This is a genomic window from Glutamicibacter sp. HZAU, from assembly GCF_004100365.1.
GTDB lineage: Bacteria > Actinomycetota > Actinomycetes > Actinomycetales > Micrococcaceae > Glutamicibacter > Glutamicibacter nicotianae.
Window position 1 is genome coordinate 30,166 of the sequence record NZ_SCKZ01000012.1, and the last position, 22,318, is coordinate 52,483.

Genomic DNA, 22,318 nt, shown 5'->3' on the forward strand with positions numbered 1-22,318 from the left:
CGATCGTTCGGGCTAGCGCCAGACCGATGTCCTCCCCAGGGATGAGAATTTCTGTTTGTGGTTCCCACTGGGATCCGATGGATCGAGGGCTCCGCTTCCGTAGGCTCGAGGTGTGAGATCGATAAAAAGTACTGCTGTTGTCCCTTTGCTCCTTTTGCCTGTGGCCTTGCTGCTTGCCGGTTGCGATGTTGGTGAAATGGCCGCTGACAGCTCGGATCAATCGACAGAAAAATCTGCGAAAACTTCAGAGAAAGCGGTTGAGAAAGGCCTGCTTCCTGAGTGGGTCCCAAGTGGAGGAACCGGCGTGAAGCTGGTGCAGCGCAATAGCGGCCCTGAGCGTATCTTCATCGTGGATTATCCCGTCGAGATCGATGTGCCGCAGTGTGTCCCTTTGGATGATTCCGGTGAGCCCACGGACCAGGAGCTGGCTCGTGCTTATGCTTCTGACTCGCGGACAAGGAACTTTGATCCTAGTGAGATGTCTACGACTCGGACTTTGGAAGCTGACTGGTGGCCGGCAGGTGCGGAGTCGAGGACGACTGATCTGTGTGGTCGTTTCTGGGTGCATCAGGCGGATGGCCGTTTGTACGCTTTCACTCCGGATACGAAGGTGCAAGTAAAAAGCGTGCTTGATGAACGTGCCCGCCAGGAAAAAGAAGGAAAGTAAGTCGGCCTCGCCTATGGGCGCGTGTGCCGCTATTGTGTTTCCTCGGGCGACAGGGAAGTTGGACGTCTACCTGCACGACCACGGGCATGAGCCGTGTCCAAGCCGGTACTAGTGACAGCTAAATGGGTGCGAGTTGCCGACTTGAGCATACTGGCATTTGTGCAATTGCCTAGCGAGATGCGTTTTGAGATGCCTCGATGAGTATCACTGCCGCTCGGCGGGCTGCCTCGGCCGACGATACGTCTCCCGATATAGCAGCGGTGGTCTGCGCGCCTTCTGCGAGAAGCGCTAGTTGCGTCCCCAGCTCCGCTGGCCATCCGGCTTGTTCAACAAGTGCGGTGACGTAGTCCTGAAAGGACTTCTTATGTGCCCTAACAGCTTCAGCCACTCGTTTGCTGGTTGCGCCAAGCTCACCGAATGCATTGATGAACCCGCACCCCCGAAACGTTTCCTCCGCGAACCAGGAAGCCAAGAAGTCGTATACCGCAAGGATCTTCGCGTCGGGTGAGCCCCAACGCGCAGCTTCCCGCTGTACTCCCTGGAGCGCAACGATGTTCTTTGTGCTTAGCGCAATGTTTGCATGGCTGAGGGTCATCCGTTCGGAAAGGAACGCGTAGCCATGGATGAATATGAGATTTCCCTTCTCTTTAGGCGTGAAACACCGACTGAGCGGTCATGTCATGATTGAACCTATGAAGGAGCCAGGAGCGTTGCGGGAATGGCAGCGGGGAGTACTTTCCCCAGGCGTGCTAGCGACGTTGGCTGATGGGGCAGCGCATGGTTACGCCATTGCTCAATACTTGCAGCATATGGGCATCGGATCACTGAAAGTCGGAATACTCTACCCGGTGTTGAACCGTTTGGAGGCAGACGGGTTAGTCAATTCTCACTGGAGTGAAGGCGACCGCGGCCCGGGGAAGAAAGTCTTCGAAATTACCGTCCTAGGGAGTCAGCAGTTGCAATCGATGCGCGAAGAATGGCCTCGGTTCGCCACTGCCGTGGCGAACCTTCTAGATGCTGACGTTGCTAGGCCACAGAACTAGCTTTCAAAGCTTTCAGAACCCAGGGCGTGCTTTCAGATTGAGACATCAATTCCACTGCCTCCATGTCCTAGTCTTGCAACCTAAGAGTTGCAAGACGCCTTGTTGGATGCCACTCCCCTGAGGAAAATCCGTGAGAAATCAATGCTCCACTATTCTTATAACTATGTATTGCAACTAATGGCGTAAAATCGTGTCTTCTTCCTTAGGTGCGAGACACTTTTAGTGGGCCACTGCCGGTACGGATCAGTTGTGCTGTGTTTCGGCCAAAGACCAAACACGCTCAGGGAGACCCTGAACCCGATCGTGGGCGTCGTCCTGCGCCATGACCCCGCCGGCCACGGCCAGCTAGTAAGCTGACCTGTGCGGATTGAACAACATACTTATCGCTCTGTACTCGGACGATACCTTGGTGATTCCGACCTTTGACCGGCACGGGCGGTGGCCTCACAAAATGCTCGATCATACTGGATTTAGAGACCTCGATCATACTGGATTTAGAGACCAAGCATGAACAATGGCTGGAATTAGCTGGTAGCTTCCGAAAATTTAAGAGTCACGACCGAGAATTATGTTCTTTTGAGCCTCAAACTCGGACTCGCTTAGGTGTCCAGCTTCTTTCATTTTTATCAGTCTTTCCAACTTGCCAAGCAAGTCGTTATCCGAAGAGCCACTCAAATTCTTTTGCGTTCCCTGCGTTGGAGTAGCAGTAGGATCACCAGAGGGTGTTGTAGTTACCGGGGCGACTGTTTCGCTGCTGGCACGTACTGCTGATTCGATTTTCGCGCACCAGCCGAACGCATCGGTTCTCGCCTTGAGGTAGGCAGGATTATTTTTAGGTAGCCCACTGCCAGGAGCATCGAGAAAAGTTATCTCGATCAAGGACCATCGGGCATCGTTAAGGCTGAGGCGCAATAGAACTTTGTTCACGTGCTCCTGACTTGTCTTAGAAGTACCTAAGCCACCGATGACGGCTCCTGCCCCTCCTGCGATTGCTCCACCTACAATGGCGGAACCGATCTGACGACCACGCCCAGCAGGCGTTACCGTAATTCCGTCTTCAACTACATCAACGCCAATTACGGAGGCATGGTCTAAGAGCATCCCTGAGGTATACGAGGGACGAAATAGATATGCCTGCCCTTTGCTCCCCTGCCCCAACACATGACCATCACTTGCTTGGCTGAGGATCGGCCCACTCACGCCTTCGTCAAGAAGCCACTTCACACGAAGAGGGCGCATCTGATCGATATTGCTTTGCGTTCTGACTTGCTGTTTAGTGGGCTTCCCAGCCTGCATAATTAGGCCAACGACCACAAAGACTACGAGTAGAGCAAGAATAATTTCCAATGACCGATCCTGACTGGCAAAAGTTCCAGGCGTAGGAACTTTGTGAATAATCAAAATCTGATTATCCCTGATCATGCGATGAGTTTTTTGAAACGACGGCAGGTCAACAAATTTAGAGTAGACGCGTGTCGCACCTTCCTTAGGGTTACTGATAACCCTTAGACTGCTGTCATGACTATCAAACGGCGACCTCGTGGGACGCTCCATGAGCCTACATCCATTGGGTGGAAGGTTGAGAAGGCCAGCAAAGATCGTTTTGCTGAGCTTGCTGAGAAGTCGGGATATACAAGCGCCGCTTTTTTTGACCTCATGGTGAAAACAGTCGAACTTGATAGCCGAGGTATCCCAACGTGGGTTCCTCAGGAACTCGAAAAGGACCAGCTGCCTATCGACAAGCCTTAAACAGAAAAGCCCGCGCAAAGCGCGGGACTGAAATTCTGAATCCGATCTGAACACTTTGCCGAGTACAGCAGATCGTGATTTACCACGAAGCTTCCGGTTACCAAGCCGGACGCTCCCCTTCCTTTACCCTCCAAAGAGAAAAGGACTTATGTGTCTATAGTAGCGCCTTCGCGCGCCCAATCAAGCACCAGCACCCCCGAAACGCCGCAAAACGAAGCGATCCACGCCACGAACCCACGCTGGTGCACCCGCCCCACCGACGGGCGCATCGCCGCAATCCTCGCCCACACCGCCAAAGGACACCGCCCTTTCACCAAGGCTGAAACCCCCCAAACCTTCAGCGCCAAAGGCAAAACACAGTTCAACGCGGCCAAAGAAGCAATGGCCACCAAACACGCTCACACCCCCGCACCCCTGCACATCAAGCGTGTCTCACGCACCCAGGAAACCTCTCCCCGCGCGATTGCCTGGGCAATCCCCACCGGCAGCAAGAAAATCGACCACACCGCCCAAGCCTGGCGCGCCACACGCTCCCTCGACGAACTGCTATGCCGCCGTGCCGACTGCAAACGAAACATCCTCGCCGTGCTCTGGGTACTGCTGCGCTACACCGACCACGACAGCATGACCGTGCGCATCACCTGGGACACCATCGCTTCTAAAGCACGCGTATCACGCGCCACCGTAGGCAACGCCCTGCGCTTCCTGCGCACCCACGGCATCCTCGGCATCGTAGCCTCAGGCCGCAGCGCACAATACGCCGCCAAAGCTGGCCAACCAGCCGAAAACGAAGCCCCCGTCTACGTCATCTGCCGCCCCATCGGGCTCGGACTCCGCCCCCAAGACACACCAGACACCACCACAACCCGCCCAACCCACCAAACCCCCAACAACACTGCCTGTGGAAATAACTTAGAACCCCTCCCCGTAGGGGGGTTAACCACTTACGAAGTAAGTTCCTACACGCGCACGCGCGAGAAAAACACTCAAAATGAGCCGCTACGCGGCACTGAAAACCTTTTTGGGCACGGCTCCGCCGTGCGAACTCGCCACAGCGATGATCGACCAGTCGAACTGTGGCCAGCTCACAGAACGATCAGCTCTAGAGGACAGGGGTTATCGGCTGCCGCTGAAATCTTGCGTCGGATGCCAGATTTTGCCCGTTTTTCCAAGAAAAACGTGCTCAACATGTTCAAGCCGTTCTTCAATGCCGGATGGACAATCTCAGATATCCAGCACGCCCTCGAATGGCGCAGCACACCAGGCCTGCACGGCAAGGAAGCCTGGGGAGCACTCCCCCAGCACGACCGTGAAACCCAGTCCTACATCGACTACTGCCGGATCTTGCGCGCAGCGATCCTGCACCGCATGAACCAATGGCGCACCGCCACCGGAGAAATCATGCTTAGCCGATCCCAGCGAGCAGCAGCCGCCAGCAGCCACGCGCGCGCCGCCGCCCGAGCCGCAGCCGAACGCCGCGCCCAGCAAGCCGCGCAGCGCCCGCAACTGCGCACCACCGCTTCCCGAGGTGCCGCCGCCGCACGCGCCGCCCTGGCAGCCGCACGCCGAACCGGGTCATGTTCCTAGCCTCCTGCCCACATGGGCACGACAAAAGCTCAACCGCAAGCGGCTTTTCTCGCACACATGATGGACAGCAGGAACCAATCGACCGACCGCACACAAGCCACACGTTTAGTACTCGAGTTAGCACACGACACGCGAGCATGACATGTGCACGGATCTCTGACTAGGCACCACTCACCAATGAACAGCGAAGTCCAAACTGTCCGACGATACACCTAGACTTGCCATAAGCCCGAAGGAGAAGCAATGACCCCCTACGCAGCAGACGAAGCAGCGCCAAAGATGCGCGAACAACGCCCCCTCTTTTTCGCAGCGCCACTGGTCCCCGTCCTGTTGATCCTGGGCGTGATCGTCTCAGGATCGCTCACAGTACTTTTCGGAATTGCACTAGCAGCAGTAACCGTGGCTGTAGCCTGCTTGATGCGTATTATCTGGCAGACAGCGCACTTCCAGGACTACAAGAACACGACCGAAAACCGAGCACTCACAATCCTGGGATACAGCGCAGCTCCCATCGTGCTTATTGCGCTCATACTCAACATCTTCATCTAATCAGCACACCAAGAAAGGGCCGGCCGCAAGGCCGGCCCTTTCTTGCATCTACGCCACGTCTCGCACAGTCCAGGAACCATCCCGAGGATGCTCTACCAGATCCCATGTCAGCAGATCCGAGCGGGGATTAGAGCCTAAGCGCACCTGCACCCGCCACACCGCAAAATCAATAGGATCAGCAGCACCCTTCTTGATTCTGAACGAGTGGTCTTCCCACCAGTTCACCCGCTCAAAATGACGGCCCGGCTCGACCGCGACTTGCCAGAGACGGCCGCCGCGCCTAATCTTCCACGGCACACCGGCCGCCGTAAAACGCACCTCTGCAAATTCGTCAGACATAACGTGCCAAGGCTACTCCCCCGCTCCGACAGTTAGATCCGCATACAAAAATCTTGCTAGCTATTTTGAAAAATAGGTTGCAAGAATGCTAGCAAACTAGTACGCTAGAATTCGGATAGAATACTTGCAAGCTAGCTTGCGATTTTGTGTTATTGCATGCAAAATATCTTGTGTGCAAATGATTAGGAGGCGAAAATGGCAACAACCATTGCACTCGTGCAAACCAAAGGTGGCGTAGGCAAAACGACCAGTGCCATCTATCTCGCTTGTGCGCTAATTGCCCTGGGCTTCACTGTCGAGCTCTGGGATACCGACATGCAGGGTTCTGCCACTGAATGGGCTGAAGACGCTCAGGAGGCTGGCACACCACTGCCGTTCCCGGTCGAGATAGTGAACATCGCCAAACTGAAGCGGCTTGCCGGCAAGAGCACCACGGATTTCGTCATCATCGACACTCCCCCAGGAGATCCGGCAACTATCGATGCTGCAATCAAGATTGCTGATGTGGTCATCATGCCAACAGAGCCAGCGGTCATGGATCTACGACGACTGGTCGCCACGAACGCAAACTTGCCGGCCGACACCGCGCGGATTGCCCTTTTCACCAAGGTCAACGAACAAACTGTCGCACTCAGGGATAGCTTAGAGTTCCTGGAAGGCAGCGATCTAGCCCTGTTCGACACCCGAATCAAGCACCGCCAGGCATTCAAGACTATTCCAGGCGAAATTCCTACCGACCTGATGGGCTATGAAGAAGTGGCCAAGGAACTAATGGAGGCACTGTCATGAGCAGCCTTAAAGACAAGATGAAGCCAGCTGCGAAAACTTCAACCGAGAAGACTGCCTCGGTGAGCGAGAGCTTCAGGACCCCAGAATCAAATGAGCCGGAGATGAAGCCGCTCAACGTGCGGATACCAAAAGAGCTGCATACTCAGATCAAGCTCTACGCTGCGGCTAACGACATCAAACAGCAGGTTCTCGTGGCGCAAGCTCTCCAAGAATTCCTCGAGAAGCGTGCTTAAGCCGCCCGTGAGACAATAGATTCACTTCCTTTCCTTGGAAGCAAACCGAACCCGACCGCCTTCCTATGCGGTCGGGTTCGCCTTTTGGTACCCGAAACCTGGTACCGGTTTCCCTTGCCCCGATGCCCGATTGTTGCACGTCTGAAAGCCCAGTCAAGGGCGCTGCGCGTCGCTACGCGATGGACTAGCACCCACCCCTGACAGAACTTTCAGGCGTGCATTTTGGCATGTATCGGAACAAGGGGAACCCATGCAATCACGCGTAAAAGTTGCGTTGACCTGTTAAGCAAGTTTTCTAGGATGCTTGAAAGATAGCAAACATCTTTCAATAAAAACAGCAAACTAGTTTGCTAGCAAGATAGCAAACTGTTAGAATTGAAGTATCAACAGGGGATAGGAACCCACGCTGGAAAGACCAGCTCGGGCCTCAGTTGAGAACCAAGGAAAGGTAGTCACAATGACTAGCATCGAATTCGCCGGCCCGCAGTTGCCACTCGATGACTGCGCAGGAGACGGCTACGACTACATCGAAACCGCCGAGAAAGCAGGCTGGACGGTCATCTCGCAGTGGGGAGGTGAAGGCTACGACTTCGGCGCATGGCCCTACATCATCGGTTTCGCCCGACAAGCCCAGGATGCCAGCGGACAGCGCCACTTCGGATACGGCCTCTACGTTGAAGGCGACACCACCACCAAGTATTTCGACAACTTGGAAGCGTGCAAGGAAGCCATAGACCGCGACGCGCACTTCTTCTGGAAGACCGGACAGAGCGACGGCCCTGAAGGAGTCCCCGAGCAATTCGAGAAGCTACCCGAAAAATATCGCGGACTACCCAACGACTAGCCAACCGCCCCGCCGAAAGGCGGGGCACCACGCCCCTGAAAGCAGGTCACCAATGACTACCGTTGCCCCTTATGTCGTGCTGAACTGCCCAGTCACGGAAATTCTCGGATTCTATGACATGGAGGAAGAAGCCAGCGCAGCAGCGACAGCATTCGGACAATGCAGTTTTGCCTACAAGCTCAGTCCCCAAGAAATCACCGCCCTGGAAGCCCAGGCCTAGCACTAGGGAGAAAGCCATGAAAACGACTGTCACCGTCTACAGCAAGCCTTCTTGCGTCCAGTGCAACGCCACCTATAGGGCGCTAGACAAAAAGGGCATCAAGTACGAAACGATCGACATCAGCCAGAACGCAGAAGCGCTCGAATATGTCCGATCGTTGGGATACGGGCAAGCCCCTGTCGTGGTCACCGATCAAGATCACTGGTCAGGATTCCGGCCGGATAAGATCGACATTCTCTAAGCGGGGTTTTCCTTGCCCGGTGCCCGATTGTTGTACGTCTGAAAGCCCAGTCAAGGGCGCTGCGCGTCGCTACGCGATGGGCTAGCGCCCACCCCTGACAGAACTTTCAGGCGTGCATTTTGGCATGTATCGGAACAAGGGGAACCCATGCAATCAGGCATAAAAGTTGGGTTGACCTGCAAAGCAAGTTATATAACATGCTTGAAAGATTGCAAAAAATCTTTCAATAAAAACAGCAAACTAGCTTGCTAGCAAGATAGCAAACTGCTAGAATTGAAGTATCAACAGGGGATAGGAACCCACGCTGGAAAGACCAGCTCGGGCCTCAGTTGAGAACCAAGGAAAGGCAGTCACCATGGCTACCATTAATGACAAGGTAGGGATTGCGAGCCTCGTGCGCTCAGCCCTGCACCTTGACCCCACCGATTCCGTCGTGCTGGTACTCTGCGCCAACAGCTCGGTACTGGCCACCCTGCGCATCGACGCACACCCTGAGACCGAAGCTTCGGAGTTCGCCTCGTCAGTGATTCGGATTCTCGCCTCGATTAGCGAGCCGATCGATGCGACCATTCTGGTCAGCTACGAGGGCGACAAGGCTATGACGTTCGCCCAGTACGACGAACTGAGCCAGCGCCTTGACTCAGCAGGCGCACCCATCGCCAAGGCTGTTCTGGTCACCAACGGGCAGATCATGGACTATGACGGGGACAGTACCGACGCAGTGGATTACGCCGAGGTCTACACCAACCCGTTCACCCTCGAAGCTATGCTGGCCACCGGATCGCTTCGGCTGGCCGAGGATACACCGCAGTGCACCGAAGCCACCGAGGCCACCATGGATGCCAAGGTTGACCGCATCGCGCAGATGGCGGGGGAGGACTACCTGAGCATTCAAGCCCGGGGTATTATTGGCATCGCTCTTCAGTTCGGCAACGACATGATGCACCAGATCGCCCGCTACCTCGATCACGGGAAAGTCACCGAGGACATGGCCGGCTGGATCGCCGGAACCTACGCCCTGCGCATGGGACGCGACACCGCCACCGCATCACTGGCCGGAACCGCCAGCACCGAGCAGGAGCTGGCCGAGCTGCTCATGGGAGATACGTTGATCGCTGATCGGAAGATCTTCGATGCCGGCGCAGCGATGCTCTACGAGGCGCTAGAGTTCCTGGCCGGCGATGACCGCCCTAACGTTTTGGCAGCGCTGGGATGGACTCGCTGGATGGCCGGACAGGGCACCGAAGCGATGAAGTTCTTGGATCAGGCACTAGCCATTGATCCGGAACACCGGCTCTCACACTTGCAACAGCGACTGTTCACCAGCGGGAAGCTACCGAAATCGGCCAGCACACCCGATAAGTAAATAACCGGCTAAGTGAGGGGCAACCAAGCCCCTCACTTAGCCATATCCCCAGCACACCAAGGACAATAAAACCTATGACTAGCGACCCCAGCATCTGGGAAAGAAACCTGCAAGCGGACACTGAGCGGTTGCAGAAATCGGGCGCGGCGGCCTCCGCCGCCAGCTCCCCCGGCCGCCGCGCTCAAACCTCACCCCCGGTACCGAACCCCTGGGACGTTTTCACTCACCAGAGCAAACCCTATCGAGTGATGCGGCTACAGCCCGGAGACTACCCAGGCCACCCCATCCAGCCACATCAAGCCGTAACCGCTCTCATTCATACGCCCACCGGAACCCCACAAATTCACGGACAGGCCACCGCCCGCACCCCGCACTTAGTGCACGTGGTCTGGGAGGACGAGAAAGGGGAGACCTACGGGACGTGGCTGCCGCACTTGTCGGTCACGTTCGATAATCTTCCTCCGTACCCCACCACCGAAGGACAGCAACCATGACTCGCAACGCCTCAGAGATTTTCGATGACCTCAAAGCCCTGGCCAACGAGCTGGAAGACCTCGCCGCTACCGGACGCATCACTATGAGCACCGACTCATGGAACAAAGACTATCCCGACACGAAACCAGCCGTCGCCCAAGCCCTGGCAGCGCTACAGGTCGCGATCAACGCGACCTGCTGGATGGAAACCCTACCCGCCGCCGGCCCAACCGACACGAAACCGGGGCAACGGGGTTAAGCCTCTTGCCCACCTGTGCACAGCAAAAGCCCTATCCGCTGCGCTGCTTTTCCTGCACCCACGTGGACAGCAGGAACCAAACGACCACCCGCACACAAGCCACAAGCTGCGGTACCTGAGTTCGCCTACGACAGGGGATCATGGCTCATGCACGGCATCTAGCGATGAGCACGGAAGCGACAAGAAAAATGGGAGGTACGCAGAAGATGCGGCAAAGTAAAACAGGCAGAGTCAGCGAAAAGCACGCGCGCCGTACTAACCAAGAACTCCAAGCGCTCAGCGAACCACCGATGAACGATCCCTTCGAACACCTCATTGCCAAAACCGAATTCGACTCCGGAGCTTATGACCAAATAAGCAAAGCCTTCACCTTGATTCTGGCCGGGGTAGCAATTTTGTTCGCGGGCGGAAGCCTCGCTGGCGTGGCTCCCAGTATTTGGGTTTTGGTGCTGTGGTCAGGGCTGGTTGTTGTGCTAGGGGTACTGGGCTTCATGGGACTCGGCGCAAGTATCAGTGCAAAGCGCGCGGCCATAGCCGTCTATAAGCATCGCTACCCTTAGGCAGCTTTCACTGTCAACAGCTCACGCCAGTGGGTCGTGTACCGCGGACTCATCATCCCCCGCCGCATCTCCTACGCCGGCCCCCGCTGTAGCCCAGCACGACCTAAACCGATGGACTTCACACCGTGTTCAGAACGGATCTGCTGAATCAACGGGCCAATCTGTTTCGCCTCATGCGCTGACACGAACGGATCAAAAGTTTCCTGCATGGCTAACGGTTGAAGATCCATAACCACCACCCCCGCCCGCGCATATTTCACCCCGACCAATATCTGGGGGAGCAGCTGCTTCGCTGCGCGGGTGAGCACCACCGGATCAGCCGTTGGCCCTGGCAGTTTCACCGTGATCGCTGGCTGGTGATCCTGGTGCTGGTTGTAGTAGCTGGTCATCGCCCACGCAGAGAGGATCTTGGCCTGTTTCTGGTGCTTATGCAATCTGGCGGAGGCTTGCTGCGCATAAATCCCCATCACTTGCTCAATGCCCACCCGGTCAGTGATCGGATCGGAGAAGCTACGGGAGAAGATCAACTGATCCTTGATCACCCGTTCTTCCTCCATCGGAATGCAGGGAATCCCGCGCAGCTCTAGCACGGTGCGCATCTGCACAATGGAGAACTTATCCCTGATCCGCACCTCATTCGCATCGCGCAGGTCTTTAGCCGTCCAGATGCCCAACCCGCGCAGCCGCTTGGATTTATGCACATGCCCATGGTTTCGTGAGCTACTTGACGTAGGAGAATACTCCCATCATGCCGCGTTCCGCATGATAAGCATTGTGGCAATGTGTGAGCCATTGGCCCGGGTTATCGGCATCAAATTGGACGGTGACAGTTTCCCGTGGACGGACAATCACGGTGTCCTTTCGTGCCCCGGACTGCCCGATTTGGAAGGTATGGCCGTGGATGTGCATCGGGTGCCACATGTCGGTGTCGTTGATGAATTTCACTTCCACGCGCTGTCCTTCTTTCAGATCAAAGGTATGCTCAAATGGCTTGGCCATGTCGAAACGATGGCCGTTGATGCCCCAGTCGTAGTTCTCCATTCCGCCGGTCAACCGCAGCTCGTGGACTTGGTCCGGCGTCTTGACCGCAAGATTCACGGAAGGGTCGGCGGTGAGCTGTCCACCGTCAACGATCTCTCCGGTCAAGGCCGTCGGGAGATCACCCTTTCTTGGGGCCGTACCTGTCCCGGTTGCAATGAGACCGTAGGCCATTTGGGCTTTCCCTTCGGCCAAGGCCAACAACGGTGTGAAACCATCTTGGATCGTCAAAAGCGCGTCGATGCGCTCTCCCATGCCCAAGACGACGGCGTCAACCTCAGCGTGAACGACCGGGAATCCATCGGTATGGGTCACGATAAGTTTCTGTTTCGGAACTCCGACCCGGTAGGCAGTGTCGCCCGCGGCGTTGATAATACGCAATCGAACTCGATCCCCGGGTTGTGCCATAAAAACCTCGGGGTTTTCGATGGTGGTGCCGTTGAACAAATGCAACGGATAGGCCACGTCACCGGCATCTCCGCCCAAAAAATCGCTGGTTGCACCCATGAGCATATGGCCCATCACCATGCCGCCGTCTTCGCTACCGTGGCTCATTCCACTCATCGGTGCCATCCCCTTAGCGAGCTCCTTCATCGCTTCATCAGGCGTTCCGGTGACACCATCAAGCCAGTCATCCAAGACGATCACCCACTCCTTGTCGTACTGCAATGGTTCTTGCGGATCATCAATGATCAGAGCGCCATAGAGGGCGCGTTCGCGCTGCATCTCGACGTGGGAGTGATACCAATACGTGCCGGGATGTGCCAGCTTGAAGTCATAGGAATAACTGGTCCCAGTCTCCACTGCCTCCTGTGTGAGTCCAGGCACGCCGTCGGCGTTGTTGCGTAAGGCAAGACCGTGCCAGTGGATGCTGGTGGATTCAGGAAGCTCATTGGTGAGGTTCAGGTTGAGCTGGTCACCGACCATGCCACGTAGTGTGGGGGCGACCAGCTTCTTGTCGTATCCCCATGTAGTGATCTTCTCTCCGGCCATTGCCGTGCTTATCGACTCTGCCTTCAGCGTTTTCGTGACCGTCTTTCCGGTACTGGGGCGCAAGTTTTCGACTTCTGCGATGAGCGGGTCGGTGGGCAGGACTCGGGACACCCCGGTGGAGTTCTGGGCCTTGGGTGCGCAGGCGCTTAGGGCAGCAGCTGCGGTCGTGGCAATGGACAGTCCAAGGAAGGAACGTCGGTTGAATTGGTAAGTCATGAAGCAGTCCTTTATGAAGTGTGAGTCTTGGGGGAGCATAGGAAAATAGAGGATGGCGGCCAGCTCGTGGCACGCAGTCAATCCAACGGATTACGGTTTTTACGCAGCCTCATGCCGCTTTGGCGGTCCGCCGTGTCTGCAATGCCGCTGGCCGCCGTCTGGTATTTCGACTCCTAGCTCTCTGATCTTGGAGGAACACGGTGCCTAAGAGCTAACCTGCGGTGATTAGAGATCGTGACCGAGGTTCGGCGGGTCGTTGATCTGGCCGAAGCCTACATTTCCGGTTACTGAAGATAGCGGTGGTAGATACTGGTTGCCATTCCATCCTTGGAGAATCGCTGCTCGACGCATGTCCAACCGTGCTTCTCATAGAATTTACCTGCCCCGTTGGCACCGGCCGCGGTGGCGAGCTCGGCCAACCTAGCATGGTCCGCTGTTGCACGTTTAAGGAATGCGTCCATCAGAAAAACGCCTATTCCTTCACCACGCCGATCTGGCAACACCACAAGTGATGTAATGACAGCAGGCGACGGTATCACTCTGTCGCTGGATACCGGGCTAGCGGTGCGTCCTAGCAGACGACGGGCATAGGGACGTGCGCGGGTGCCCAGAAAATGAAGAAGTACACGTGGCCGGATGGAGAGCGCCGCGAGACCCGAGAGGAGAAGTCCCCACTTCTGGTTGGCAAGTACGTCAGCGATGTGGCGGACTTGGTTGGTCGAGCCAATTAGGAAGCCTATTGGCTGTTCATCGTCACTCACGGCGACAAGGGCAATCCCGAATCGTTCGGTGAGGAACGTTTTCATCCAACGACGTACGAAGTGGTTTCCTAAGTGGGGGAATAATCCATCTGGAAGGTAGCGGATCATGTCCGAGGCCATCCTGCTCAGGTCTTGTTCTGTGGCATCTCTGATGACGACAGGTGAGCCGGTGCCGGGATTCTTTGAGGTTATTCGGCTCATGGGGTTTTCTCGGTGAAAGTCGCTCCGTCGTCCGTGGAGTGTGAGATGCCCGTACTGGTGGCCACCCAGATCCGCACCTGTCCGCCATCGTCGCCGGTGGCGGCAATGGCAGCCGGTTGCCCGGTGACGACTCCACCAGTCTCTTGCCAAGTGCGTCCGGCATCGCGGCTGAGCTGCACCGTACCATCCGGTTCCACTCCGACGGCGACCGATTTGCTGGCAACAGCGGTCAGCAGCAGGACCGGAGCGTCTTGGGGTAAGGTCCAGGTTTTCCCGCCATCTTCAGAACGGTGTACTCCTTGTTCGGTGGTGGCCAGCACGACTTGGGACAGCGGGCTTCCGGCGAGATGATAGGGCTGGATGCCGGCATCTATGGTGTTCCATGTGACCGTGTCATCGGTCACCCGCAGTGTGCCGTCAAAACCGATGACGCTCTCGCCGGTGACGGCCAAGGCGTGGAAATCGGATTTGCCTTGAAGAGAGAGCGGTTCCCACGTGGACCCGCCATCAGTTGATCGGATCAAACCCGCCGGGTCGGGCAGACCGGTCTCAGTCGACGGGTGCCCGGAAGCGTAATACTCGTCTTTTCCGGCGGTGGCGAATCCCATCAGGTCAATGGCGGGCCCGATTTTCTGCGGTGCGTCAGCTGTGGCATCGAAGAGTCCCTCATGGGTGGCCAAAAGGATGCGCCCGGAATCCGGGTCAACGCTCATGCCGTGGACGTGGCTGAAGACTGCGACGCTGGCAGCTTCTTGCGCAGCGGGTCCTTCGCTGATTGACTGCGTGCAGCCCGTGAGTAGGGCCATAGAGAGCGCGGCGACGGACAAGACTGCGCGTTTTTGAGCGCGCAAAAGTGAGTTCTGTGTAAGCATGGTGGTTCCTTGAATCAATCAGAAGTGCTGCTCAGATGGGTCAGGGGAGGCGGCACCCTAGGCAGCAGCGGCAACGTGGAGTCTTTAGAGGTCGGCTAGCAGGGCCTTCATGGCCTGAATTTCGGTTCCCTGGCTGGAGACAACATCCTTAGCCAGCTCGACGGCTGCAGGATTCGATCCGTTGGCGACTTCGTCCTCAGCCATAGTGATGGCCCCCTCATGGTGGGCGATCATTTGGGTCAGGAACAACCGCGAAGCTTCGGTGCCCTGGGCGGCTTCGAGGTTGGAAAGGTCCTCCGGGGTCATCATCCCGTCCATCTCATGGCTTCCGGACATCTTCATAGGCTCGCCCCAGGTCTGGAGCCAGTCGTTCATTTTCTTGATTTCCGGCCCCTGGGCGGCTTTGATGTCCTGGGCAAGCTCGGTAACCCGGGGATCCAGGTTTTTCTTGGCCAGCATGATGTCGCTCATCTGGACAGCCTGTTCGTGATGAGGCGTCATCATCTGCGCGAACATGGCATCGGCACTATTGTGGTCGGCTGCAGCATCGGAGGCCGACGGCGGCATGCTGCCATGATCCATGCCGGACATAGTGCTTTCAGGTTCGGTGGTGCCAGCGTCCGTGGAGCATCCGGACAGGACGAGCGCTGCTGCAAGAGCGGTTGCCGAAATGGAAGTCAGGCGTTTCATGTGGGTATTCCTTCAAAGTGTTCTCAAACGGGGTATCCATCAATACCCGGCCAAGACGGCACACAGGGGTGAGCACGAATAGCCGGAGCTCTCCCCGGTATGGGGAAAGCGGCCGGCGTTTTTATGTGCGACTGATAGAGAGTTCGATGAGTGAGGGAGTCCACGGCAACCGGTTTGCCGGTGCAGGCATGACTGGCGGGGCGCGCAGCCCCTTGCCAGGAATAATGAACCAACGCTTAGGAAGAAACCACAAGACGGCCAGGACAATGACTATGAGTACGCACATGGCAGCCATGAGATGATGTTCGCCATTGCATGGCCCGTAGCAGGTACTATCTGCCTCGCCACCGACCGTCCCATCTGTGGCCATTACGGGTGGACCGTGATCGTGGGAGACTGCTTGGTGCGTAGAGGCCGCGCTCAGACCAGCAGTATCTGGCGCTTGGTGGGACGCTCCTAAGACATGCATCCCCAAGATTCCGAGGATGATTCCGGCCAAACCCAGCATAAGAATAACCGGGCGGCGGCCAGCAGGATTGCCCGGCGCAGGGACAAGCAGAGACAGGAAACGACGAGGCGTCATAACCTGATTCATCGCATCCTGCCTTTCCACCTGAGCGAAGGTTTTCATCTCAAGGGTACTGGCGCATCCTGTGCCCGGCAAAAGAAAGCGCTTGAAACTGGTCTAGTGTGATTAATGTATGGTGTCTGGATCGAGATTGATGCGTCGCAGCAATTGGGCGTTGAGCGCGACCACGATGGTGGACAGGGACATCAGGATCGCTGCGATGGCCGGAGAGATCGACACCCCAGCAAACGCCAGTGCTCCGGCAGCCAGCGGGACCGCAATCACGTTATAGCCGGTGGCCCACGCCAGGTTCTGGATCATCTTGCGGTAGCTGGCTCTGGATAGTTCCAGCATAGACATCACCGCCCGCGGGTCGTTGCCGGCCAAGACAACCCCCGCCGATTCTATTGCCACATCGGTGCCGGCACCGATGGCAATGCCAACCTCGGCCCGAGCCAGTGCTGGGGAGTCGTTGACCCCGTCCCCGACCATGGCCACTTTCAGGCCGCGGGCCTGCAGCTCGGCAACCTTCTTATCCTTGTCCTGGGGCAGGACTTGGGCGAAGACCTCGTCGATGCCCAGCTTTCCAGCCACTGCTTCGGCGACCTGCTGCGCATCACCGGTGATCATCGCGACTTTGAGGCCCCGGGACTGCAACGCGGCAACGGCCTGGCGGGAATCGGCGCGGATCTCATCTTCCAAACTCAGGGCACCAATCACTTGCCCAGCACGAACCACGTGGAGTACGGAGGCGCCTCGCTCGACCCAAGGCTGAGTCTGCTCCTGCAGTTCTCGCGGGATCGTCAGGGCTTGGGCGTCAAGCAAGTTCGGTCCGCCGATCATGATGTCGGCTCCATCGACGTTGGCGGTCACGCCACGCCCGGTCAGCGAGGTAAATTCGGTAGCAGTCGGAATCCGGATGTCTCGGGCCCGGGCCGCTGCGACGATAGCCCGGGCCGAGGGATGTTCGCTGTCCGCCTCAACTGCGGCCGCCAGTGCCAGCAAGTCGTTATCGCTGAGACCAGGGGCTGTGGCAATGCCGGTCAGAGCAGGCTGGCCCAGAGTTAGAGTGCCGGTTTTGTCGAAGAGGACCACATCGATGGTGCGCATCCGTTCCAAGGCCATGCGGTTCTTGATCAGCACTCCAGCCCGTGCCGCCCGTTCGGTGGAGATCGCGATGACCAGTGGAATGGCAAGGCCCAGTGCGTGCGGGCAGGCGATGACCAGAACGGTGACGGTGCGGATAACCGCCTCGTTGGGACTGCCCAGGAGCACCCAGGTGAGGAAAGTGATGATGCCGGCGCCCAGAGCGAAGTAGAACAGAAAAGCCGCTGCACGGTCCGCTAGCGCTTGGGCTTTCGAGGAGGAGGCCTGGGCCTCAGAGACCAGACGCTGGATTCCGGCTAGAGCGGTATCTGACCCGACGGCTGCCACCTTGATGCGCAGGGAGCTGTCCGTGGCCACAGTGCCGGCCACTACGCTGTCTCCGGGACCTCGCGGTACGGTCTTGGATTCGCCGGTGATCATCGATTCGTCCAGTTCCGCTTGGCCTTCGGTGATTTCCCCGTCAGCAGGCAGCCGGCTACCGGAGCGGACCAGTACGATATCGCCGACGGATAGATCGCTGATTCGTACTGTGTCCGTGCCCTCTGCGGTGACGCGTTCGGCTTCATCAGGTAGCAGTTCTGCCAGAGCATCTAGTGCGCCGCGCGCCGAGCCTAGGGCGCGCATCTCGATCCAGTGGCCCAGAAGCATGATCACTACCAGCAGGGCCAGTTCCCACCAGAAGTCGAGGTTGAAGTTGCCGATGCCTAGCGTGGTGATCCACGAGGAGAGAAAGGCGATAGTGATTGCCAGCGTGATCAGCAGCATCATTCCAGGCTGCTTGCTGCGCAGTTCTTTCCAGCCGCCCTTCAGGAAGGGCAGTCCTCCGTAGAAGAAGATCACCGATCCGAGCACCGGAGCGATCCAGGCGGCGCCGGGGAAGTCCGGGATCTGATAGCCGAAGAGGTGGGCGAACATCGGGCTGAAAATTACCACCGGGATTGAGAGTGCCAGGCTCAGCCAGAACTTATTCTTGAACATCGCGGTACTGTGTCCTGCGTGCTCGCCGTGGCTGTGGACGGCGTGTTCATCGTCAACTGCCGAATGCGCATGGCCAGCCGGCGTCGCCTGGCCATGAGTCGGCTGTTCAGACATCGGGTGTCCCGTGTGACTGTCTTTGGATGCGAGAGTGCGACCCTCGTGTCCAGGGGAGACTGAGTGGCCGTGTTCCCGGTTCTCCGGTGCGTGGTTCATGATGGCTTCCCTCCTGGACCCCCGAGGGCGGCCTCGAATTCTCGTCTGAATACGCCGGCCCGAACACTGGGGGCAACCGCCCGTTAAGTCTCGCGTAGGTTCAGAATATACCCCAAGGGGGTATAAATCGAGTTTTCTGGCAAGACTCATCTGTCCACTCGTGCACGACAACAGACGATTAGCCGATGGCCGCCAACAGCAGGGCACAAGCTTTTTCGCACCGGCGGCAAGCTTCAGCGCAGACCTGGCAATGCTCGTGCATGCCAGCATGCTTCTCGCATTCGGTGGCACACTGCTGGCAGGCTGTCCGGCAGGCTTCAAGCATTGCCTTGACTGCCGTTGGGTTCTGGCCGGTTTGGCGGGTCAGCACGTTGACGGTGGCGTTGCAGATATCGGCGCAGTCGAGATTGGTCCGGATGCAGAGACGCAACTCGGCGACCATGTCTTCGGCCAAGCACGCGTCGGCACACGCGGTACAGCTCTGGGCGCATTCGAAACAGGCGGCGATACAGTCCGCAAGCTTCTGAAGGACCGGGTCATTGGGTTTGTTGGGGTGGGTTTTCAGCATGGAGATGATGTGACTCATTGATTTTGCTCCTTAGTCTCGATGGATACCGCGGACGCTACCACTTTGAGATCGTGAACTGAAGCCTTTAAGTAACTCGTACAGTAGCGCAACAAACACGACCCCGCATGAGCGTCGGATATACAAATTTCAGCGATGGCGCATAGCCGTTTCCTTACCGTTAATGCAGCATCGTTTCCAAGAGTGAGTATGTCTGCTGCCGGGGTATCGGAAAGGTTATGGATCGAGTCCACGAGCAGTACCACCGGTCAGCTTAAGCACCGCCAAGAACCGTAAATCTTGGTGCCGAGGAAGAAGAAATTTGCAACTATATAGCTTCTCGGGTCCAGGGTCCGGTGACTGCATACTTGGAAGCCCAGCGGGAGAAGGAACTGGGCGAGATCATCGCTGCGGAGAATTTGAAGCCGGAAGAAACAGCCCAGTTCATCGATGCTGCGTTCCGTGAGGGAAGCATTCGGGCCTCGGGAACAGCGATCACCAAGGTCTTGCCTCCGGTGTCTCGTTTTTCAAAGGAGAAGAACCATGGGGAGAAGAAACGGCGGGTGGTGCAGCAGCTTGGGGAGTTCTTTGAGAGGTTCTTTGGGTTGGTCTCGAAAAGATAGGGATGGCTGAGGTCGGACGGTGGCGCACTGACCGTCCCATAATCGATTGTTTATGACACGAGATCGTCTATACATTATCTACTGTATAGTACAGTTTATGATGAATATTGAATCGCGGATCGAAGCGATGAACCGGCTCGGCCGCGCCATGGCCGACCCCACACGTTCGCGTATCCTCCTGTCTTTGCTGCATGAACCGGGATACCCTGCGCAGTTAGCCGAGAACTTAGGGCTGAGCCGAACGAACGTCTCGAATCACCTGACCTGCTTGCGAGGGTGCGGGATTGTCGTGGCGAAACTCGAAGGACGTAAAACCCGCTACGAAATCACCGACCCACATCTGACCACGGCACTCAGCGCACTCGTCGATGTGACATTAGCCGTCGATGACCAAGTACCGTGTGTAGATTCTTCCTGCCCGGACTGCACTACCGATAGTTCACGAACAGTCGAGGACAAAGCATGAGTTCCGCGTGCGGTTGCGAATCACCAGAAACCACCGACGAAATCAAGGAAGATCTGCCCTGGTACCGGGATTGGCATGTGCTCATTCCTATCACCTCTGGTATTTCCTTCCTCGCCGGCCTGATCCTTGAATGGACCACCTCAAGCGATACCGCTGAAGTAGTAGCCCTAGTCTTCTTCTGGATCGGTCTACTGCTCGGCGCATATACCTTCGTTCCTGGCGCCCTGCGCAATCTGTTCTCGAAACGGAAAATCGGCATCGGGCTACTGATGACCATCAGCGCGGTCGGTGCGGTCATCCTGGGCTACGTTGAAGAAGCAGCCGCGCTGGCCTTCTTGTACTCCATCGCTGAAGCCCTCGAAGATAAGGCCATGGACCGAGCACGGTCAGGACTGCGATCCTTACTGAAACTGGTCCCAGAAACAGCAACGGTCATCCGCAGCGGCATGCCCGCCGTCGTCAGCGCATCAAAGATTCGGATTGGTGACCTCCTGCGTGTGAAGCCAGGAGAACGCCTAGCTACTGACGGGGTGATCAGCCAAGGATCTAGCAGTCTAGACACCTCGGCAATTACCGGTGAATCCATTCCCGTGGACGTGTCCGTAGGTGACCAGGTCGCCGCCGGTTCAATCAACACTTCAGGATCCATAGAAGTGACCGCTTCAGCCAACGGCACTGATAACTCATTGACTACGCTGGTGAGCCTGGTCGAGCAAGCTCAGGCAGAACGCGGTGAGCGAGCGCGTCTAGCCGATCGCATTGCCCGCCCGCTTGTTCCTGGGGTGATCGTCCTAGCCGTCCTGGTAGCCACCATCGGATCACTTTTTGGCGATCCGGAAACTTGGATCACCCGCGCCCTGGTTGTGCTGGTTGCCGCATCACCGTGTGCGATGGCGATCGCTGTTCCCGTGACCGTTGTTTCCGCGATCGGTGCGGCCAGTAAATTTGGCGTCATCATCAAAAGTGGTGCAGCGTTCGAACGCTTAGGTTCACTGCGCCGTATCGCAGTAGATAAAACGGGCACACTCACCCGTAATCAGCCAGCGGTAACCCAGGTTCACGCTGTTGACGGTGTGAGCCAGGATGCTGTGCTCAACGTGGCCGCAGCTCTGGAACAACACAGCACCCACCCCTTGGCTAGGGCCATTAGCTCAGCGGTATCCTCGACCCCTGAAGCAACCGAGGTTGCTGAAGAACCCGGACACGGCATTACTGGTGTACTCAACGGTGAGCCAGTCGCGGTGGGTAGCCCTCGCTGGATCACCCCGGGAACACTCACACCTGCCGTGGAAAGCATGGAAGCATCGGGGCAAACCTGTGTGATGGTGACCCGTGCAGGGCAAGTCATTGGTGTGATCGGTGTGCGCGATGAACTGCGCCCCGAAGCACCTGAAGCGGTTCGCCACCTGCGTGATCAGGGAATCGACGTGCTCATGCTGACCGGTGACAACGCGCGTACTGCCCACGCGTTGGCTGCTATCGCAGGCATCGACACCGTTCATGCCGAGCTGCGTCCTGAAGATAAAGCCCGTGAAGTCGCTGCGTCGGTGCAGCAGGTTCCAACAGGGATGATTGGTGATGGAATCAACGATGCCCCCGCTCTGGCTACTGCCACGGTAGGTATTGCGATGGGAGCAACCGGTGCTGATGCGGCCATAGAATCGGCTGATGTTGCTTTTACCGGTCATGATCTGAGGTTGATCCCGCAGGCTTTGTCACATGCTCGACGGGGCCGAACCATCATGAATCAGAACATCATTTTGTCCTTAGCAATCATCATCGTTCTGCTACCGCTGGCAATTACCGGTGTGCTGGGATTAGCAGCCGTAGTGCTCGTTCATGAGGTAGCCGAGGTCGTGGTGATTGCTAACGGTTTACGCGCGGCTCGTGTTCACCGAGCACAACTGTCCCGACAACCCGATACCGTTTTGGCCTAAAGCTATCGTTAAAGCTGTTGATGGCGGTGCACTGTTCCTATGTGGAAGAGTGCACCGCCATCAGTTCCAGAAATCAATGTCATGAGTACCGATCGATACGTCAATTCTTGGTGTGAAAAGCCGCCATTCGAAGCTAACAGTCACATGTCGCCGGGTTTTACTGATCATTT

General features: G+C 57.1%; 28 protein-coding genes. 16 read left to right on the top strand and 12 right to left on the bottom strand.

Annotated elements, in window-relative coordinates; genetic code table 11:
* Positions 1-160 precede the first annotated feature (160 nt).
* Entirely contained in the window at positions 161-667 is a 507-nt protein-coding gene (locus EKH49_RS15370) for a hypothetical protein (RefSeq protein WP_236641196.1), read from the top strand.
* A gap of 169 nt (positions 668-836) precedes the next feature.
* Here the strand turns inward: EKH49_RS15370 and EKH49_RS17215 are convergent, their stop codons facing one another.
* On the bottom strand, positions 837-1,262 hold the full coding sequence (locus EKH49_RS17215; protein WP_442903514.1) for a TetR family transcriptional regulator C-terminal domain-containing protein: 426 nt from the start codon (positions 1,260-1,262) through the stop codon (positions 837-839).
* A gap of 28 nt (positions 1,263-1,290) precedes the next feature.
* Here EKH49_RS17215 and EKH49_RS15375 point away from each other — a divergent pair, with 28 nt between their 5' ends.
* Positions 1,291-1,710 (top strand): PadR family transcriptional regulator, encoded by a 420-nt coding sequence (locus EKH49_RS15375; RefSeq protein ID WP_236641197.1) that lies wholly within the window; start codon positions 1,291-1,293, stop codon positions 1,708-1,710.
* Between the two features lie 546 nt (positions 1,711-2,256).
* Here EKH49_RS15375 and EKH49_RS15380 read toward each other — a convergent pair.
* Entirely contained in the window at positions 2,257-3,132 is an 876-nt protein-coding gene (locus tag EKH49_RS15380; RefSeq protein WP_128471545.1) for an SHOCT domain-containing protein, read from the bottom strand.
* A 96-nt stretch (positions 3,133-3,228) separates the two neighbouring features.
* Between EKH49_RS15380 and EKH49_RS16615 the strand changes: the two genes are divergently transcribed.
* The 3 genes from EKH49_RS16615 to EKH49_RS15395 all read left to right on the top strand — a co-directional run bounded on the left by EKH49_RS16615 (position 3,229) and on the right by EKH49_RS15395 (position 5,595).
* A complete protein-coding gene (locus EKH49_RS16615) occupies positions 3,229-3,459 on the top strand; it encodes a hypothetical protein (protein WP_128471546.1) in 231 nt (76 codons plus the stop codon).
* A gap of 150 nt (positions 3,460-3,609) precedes the next feature.
* Entirely contained in the window at positions 3,610-5,046 is a 1,437-nt protein-coding gene (locus EKH49_RS15390; protein ID WP_128471547.1) for a hypothetical protein, read from the top strand.
* Positions 5,047-5,289: 243 nt separating this feature from the next.
* Positions 5,290-5,595, top strand: a complete 306-nt coding sequence (locus EKH49_RS15395) for a hypothetical protein (protein WP_128471548.1) — start codon at positions 5,290-5,292, stop codon at positions 5,593-5,595.
* 48 nt (positions 5,596-5,643) lie between these two features.
* On the opposite strand, the gene EKH49_RS15400 is transcribed toward EKH49_RS15395, so the two are convergent.
* Positions 5,644-5,934, bottom strand: coding sequence for a hypothetical protein (locus EKH49_RS15400; protein ID WP_128471549.1), 291 nt, complete (start codon positions 5,932-5,934; stop codon positions 5,644-5,646).
* Between the two features lie 195 nt (positions 5,935-6,129).
* Here EKH49_RS15400 and EKH49_RS15405 point away from each other — a divergent pair, with 195 nt between their 5' ends.
* The 8 genes from EKH49_RS15405 to EKH49_RS15435 all read left to right on the top strand — a co-directional run bounded on the left by EKH49_RS15405 (position 6,130) and on the right by EKH49_RS15435 (position 10,920).
* Positions 6,130-6,723 carry a ParA family protein gene (locus EKH49_RS15405; protein WP_128471550.1) on the top strand — a complete coding sequence of 198 codons (594 nt, stop codon included), beginning with the start codon at positions 6,130-6,132 and terminating at the stop codon, positions 6,721-6,723.
* Positions 6,720-6,956, top strand: coding sequence for a toxin-antitoxin system HicB family antitoxin (locus tag EKH49_RS15410; protein ID WP_102599348.1), 237 nt, complete (start codon positions 6,720-6,722; stop codon positions 6,954-6,956). Before EKH49_RS15405 ends, EKH49_RS15410 begins: the two co-directional genes overlap by 4 nt.
* A gap of 457 nt (positions 6,957-7,413) precedes the next feature.
* Positions 7,414-7,800 (top strand): hypothetical protein, encoded by a 387-nt coding sequence (locus EKH49_RS15415; RefSeq protein WP_128471551.1) that lies wholly within the window; start codon positions 7,414-7,416, stop codon positions 7,798-7,800.
* 52 nt (positions 7,801-7,852) lie between these two features.
* Complete coding sequence (locus EKH49_RS16620) at positions 7,853-8,020, top strand: hypothetical protein (RefSeq protein ID WP_161567543.1); 168 nt, start codon at positions 7,853-7,855, stop codon at positions 8,018-8,020.
* Between the two features lie 16 nt (positions 8,021-8,036).
* Positions 8,037-8,261 (top strand): glutaredoxin-like protein NrdH, encoded by a 225-nt coding sequence (gene nrdH / locus EKH49_RS15420; RefSeq protein WP_128471552.1) that lies wholly within the window; start codon positions 8,037-8,039, stop codon positions 8,259-8,261.
* A 355-nt stretch (positions 8,262-8,616) separates the two neighbouring features.
* Positions 8,617-9,627: a DUF4192 family protein gene (locus EKH49_RS15425; protein WP_128471553.1), complete on the top strand. Its 1,011-nt coding sequence runs from the start codon at positions 8,617-8,619 to the stop codon at positions 9,625-9,627.
* 490 nt (positions 9,628-10,117) lie between these two features.
* A complete protein-coding gene (locus tag EKH49_RS15430) occupies positions 10,118-10,360 on the top strand; it encodes a hypothetical protein (RefSeq protein ID WP_128471554.1) in 243 nt (80 codons plus the stop codon).
* A 164-nt stretch (positions 10,361-10,524) separates the two neighbouring features.
* A complete protein-coding gene (locus EKH49_RS15435) occupies positions 10,525-10,920 on the top strand; it encodes a hypothetical protein (protein ID WP_128471555.1) in 396 nt (131 codons plus the stop codon).
* Here EKH49_RS15435 and EKH49_RS17220 read toward each other — a convergent pair.
* The 9 genes from EKH49_RS17220 to EKH49_RS15475 all read right to left on the bottom strand — a co-directional run bounded on the left by EKH49_RS17220 (position 10,917) and on the right by EKH49_RS15475 (position 19,143).
* Complete coding sequence (locus EKH49_RS17220) at positions 10,917-10,988, bottom strand: DUF4113 domain-containing protein (RefSeq protein ID WP_269088450.1); 72 nt, start codon at positions 10,986-10,988, stop codon at positions 10,917-10,919. The genes EKH49_RS15435 and EKH49_RS17220 overlap by 4 nt on opposite strands.
* Positions 10,989-10,991: 3 nt before the next feature.
* On the bottom strand, positions 10,992-11,621 hold the full coding sequence (locus EKH49_RS15440) for a DinB/UmuC family translesion DNA polymerase (RefSeq protein ID WP_236641198.1): 630 nt from the start codon (positions 11,619-11,621) through the stop codon (positions 10,992-10,994).
* A 19-nt stretch (positions 11,622-11,640) separates the two neighbouring features.
* Positions 11,641-13,167 carry a multicopper oxidase family protein gene (locus EKH49_RS15445; RefSeq protein WP_128471556.1) on the bottom strand — a complete coding sequence of 509 codons (1,527 nt, stop codon included), beginning with the start codon at positions 13,165-13,167 and terminating at the stop codon, positions 11,641-11,643.
* A 284-nt stretch (positions 13,168-13,451) separates the two neighbouring features.
* Positions 13,452-14,129, bottom strand: a complete 678-nt coding sequence (locus EKH49_RS15450) for a GNAT family N-acetyltransferase (RefSeq protein ID WP_047118363.1) — start codon at positions 14,127-14,129, stop codon at positions 13,452-13,454.
* Positions 14,126-15,001: a F510_1955 family glycosylhydrolase gene (locus tag EKH49_RS15455; RefSeq protein WP_128471557.1), complete on the bottom strand. Its 876-nt coding sequence runs from the start codon at positions 14,999-15,001 to the stop codon at positions 14,126-14,128. The genes EKH49_RS15450 and EKH49_RS15455 overlap by 4 nt, the downstream gene beginning before the upstream one ends.
* Positions 15,002-15,085: 84 nt before the next feature.
* On the bottom strand, positions 15,086-15,691 hold the full coding sequence (locus tag EKH49_RS15460; protein WP_128471558.1) for a DUF305 domain-containing protein: 606 nt from the start codon (positions 15,689-15,691) through the stop codon (positions 15,086-15,088).
* 121 nt (positions 15,692-15,812) lie between these two features.
* Positions 15,813-16,322 (bottom strand): DUF6153 family protein, encoded by a 510-nt coding sequence (locus tag EKH49_RS16970; RefSeq protein WP_330857452.1) that lies wholly within the window; start codon positions 16,320-16,322, stop codon positions 15,813-15,815.
* Positions 16,323-16,385: 63 nt separating this feature from the next.
* On the bottom strand, positions 16,386-18,458 hold the full coding sequence (locus EKH49_RS15470; protein WP_236641199.1) for a copper-translocating P-type ATPase: 2,073 nt from the start codon (positions 18,456-18,458) through the stop codon (positions 16,386-16,388).
* A 277-nt stretch (positions 18,459-18,735) separates the two neighbouring features.
* Complete coding sequence (locus tag EKH49_RS15475) at positions 18,736-19,143, bottom strand: four-helix bundle copper-binding protein (protein WP_128471560.1); 408 nt, start codon at positions 19,141-19,143, stop codon at positions 18,736-18,738.
* Between the two features lie 335 nt (positions 19,144-19,478).
* Between EKH49_RS15475 and EKH49_RS15480 the strand changes: the two genes are divergently transcribed.
* The 3 genes from EKH49_RS15480 to EKH49_RS15490 all read left to right on the top strand — a co-directional run bounded on the left by EKH49_RS15480 (position 19,479) and on the right by EKH49_RS15490 (position 22,148).
* Positions 19,479-19,745: a type I restriction endonuclease subunit R, EcoR124 family gene (locus tag EKH49_RS15480; RefSeq protein ID WP_038992385.1), complete on the top strand. Its 267-nt coding sequence runs from the start codon at positions 19,479-19,481 to the stop codon at positions 19,743-19,745.
* A 97-nt stretch (positions 19,746-19,842) separates the two neighbouring features.
* Positions 19,843-20,211 carry a Cd(II)/Pb(II)-sensing metalloregulatory transcriptional regulator CmtR gene (gene cmtR, locus EKH49_RS15485; protein ID WP_038992389.1) on the top strand — a complete coding sequence of 123 codons (369 nt, stop codon included), beginning with the start codon at positions 19,843-19,845 and terminating at the stop codon, positions 20,209-20,211.
* Positions 20,208-22,148: a heavy metal translocating P-type ATPase gene (locus EKH49_RS15490; RefSeq protein ID WP_128471561.1), complete on the top strand. Its 1,941-nt coding sequence runs from the start codon at positions 20,208-20,210 to the stop codon at positions 22,146-22,148. Before cmtR ends, EKH49_RS15490 begins: the two co-directional genes overlap by 4 nt.
* The last annotated feature ends 170 nt before the right edge of the window (positions 22,149-22,318 follow it).